Raw genomic sequence first — 1,657 nt, forward strand, 5'->3', positions numbered from 1 at the left:
TTAGTCTTTTAGGTTTGAGCAAATCAGGCTTTGGTTTTTTGTGGTCGGACTTTCTGTTTCAGAAGCCGATTCACTTGTTGAGAGTCAGCTCTGTGATATTGTCTTTTCAAATGAGCTTTTTGGTGTTGTTGGTTCGTTTTCTACGGCGTTGCGTGTTCCTGCGTATTTCGGTGATTGCGATCGCTCGTTTCGGTTTATTCCGATCACCTGATCCTGCCATTTTTCTCTCTTCCTATTTTTACTCTAAGTGATCGGATTGCGCCAGTTTTCTCATTGACTCACCTCCCAGTTCTATTCGATGACTATTGTGTACCAGCCTATCCATGAGCGCGTCTGCGACGGTGGCGTTGCCGATCATGTTGTACCACTCCTTTACAGGTAACTGACTGATGACGATTGTGCTGCTGTTTTGGTAGCGGTCTTCAAGCACTTCTAACAAGTGACCTGCATGCTCTTGAGTCAGTTTTTCCATCCCCCAGTCGTCGAGGATCAGTAGAGCTTTCTTAGCCAACGATTGAAGTTGCTTTTGATAGCTACCATCCAGACGACCTGCGGTCAGATCATCAAGCAAGCGAGTTAATCGGTAGTATCTGACCGTTTGTTGTTGGTCGCAGGCGCTGGTTGCAAGTGCGCAGCCAAGATACGTTTTACCTGCCCCTGTTGGGCCTGTGATCAAGATGTTCTGATGCTTGTAAAGATAACTACCCGTCATAAGTTCGCTTATCTGTTGACGATTGAGATTTCGTCCTTCTTTGTAGATGAGTTGGCTTGGCTTCGCATCTACTCTCAGCTTGGCTTGTCGCTTTAGACGTTGGATTTTGGTCTGAGTACGATTCAAGATTTCACTTTCCAGAAGTAGGCTTAACCTTTCCTCGAAGTCCAGCTCTGCGTAGGTGGTCAGTTGCTCTTGTTGCTGCTCTAACGCTTTCGCCGCATGACTTAAGCGCAGGGTTTTGAGTTGGTCATTGAGTGCGTTCATATCCTTTCTCCTAGTGATAACAGTTCGGGCCACGAACATTGCTGTGAACAAGGTTCGGTGTATTCGCTTTATCTTTACTCAGTTGCCCTTCACGATTGTTCTTGAGTAGATTGTTGACGAAGGTGTAGTTGGGTTTTGTCAGCATCAGTGCATCTTTACAGGCTTGCTCTAGGCGCGATTCGCCATGGGCTTTGCTTAGGTTGAGTAACCCAAGGCAGGAACGATACGACTGCTCTGGATGAGGCTTCGAGTTAAGCATCTTATTGACGACCTCTCGTGTGGCTGGGCCGATATTGGCTCCCCAGTTGAGCAAGCGGCCAGGCGACCACTTCTGATGTTGATGATTACTCGGCATGTGCTCTGGTTGAGTGCTGTTTCCACGTTCCCTTTGGCTGCGTGGATGTTGAGCGATCAAGTTACCTTGGTGGTAGATCTGCACCAGACGGTTGGAGGCTTCCAGCTCGACATGGTGGCCAACCAGTTGATGGGGAACCGAGTAGTAGTGACGGCGATATTCGATGTGATAATCAGGCCCAACCTTGGCTCGCTTGGTTTCAGTATATAGATATCGCTGCTTAGGAAGGGGCTTTAACGCGGGTTTATCGAGTTTGTCGAACAGCGCTTTGCGGCTCGCACCATAATGCTTCATCTCACGTTCGTTTAAGTCATTCATCAGCT

The 1,657-nt window shown here is 47.9% G+C and carries 2 protein-coding genes; both read right to left on the reverse strand.

Annotated features, from left to right (window positions below; translation table 11 throughout):
- Positions 1-238: 238 nt before the first annotated feature.
- Positions 239-979, reverse strand: coding sequence for an IS21-like element ISVch3 family helper ATPase IstB (gene istB, locus R7Q11_RS24660; RefSeq protein ID WP_225466821.1), 741 nt, complete (start codon positions 977-979; stop codon positions 239-241).
- A gap of 10 nt (positions 980-989) precedes the next feature.
- A partial coding sequence (locus R7Q11_RS24665) for a Mu transposase domain-containing protein (RefSeq protein WP_405532388.1) occupies positions 990-1,657 on the reverse strand: 668 nt, incomplete at its 5' end.

It is taken from the genome of Vibrio sp. 970 (assembly GCF_033339075.1).

Coding starts and splice junctions, on each gene's coding strand:
- istB (WP_225466821.1), bottom strand. CDS start 979: ATGAACGCACTCAATGACCAACTCAAAACCCTGCGCTTAAGTCATGCG.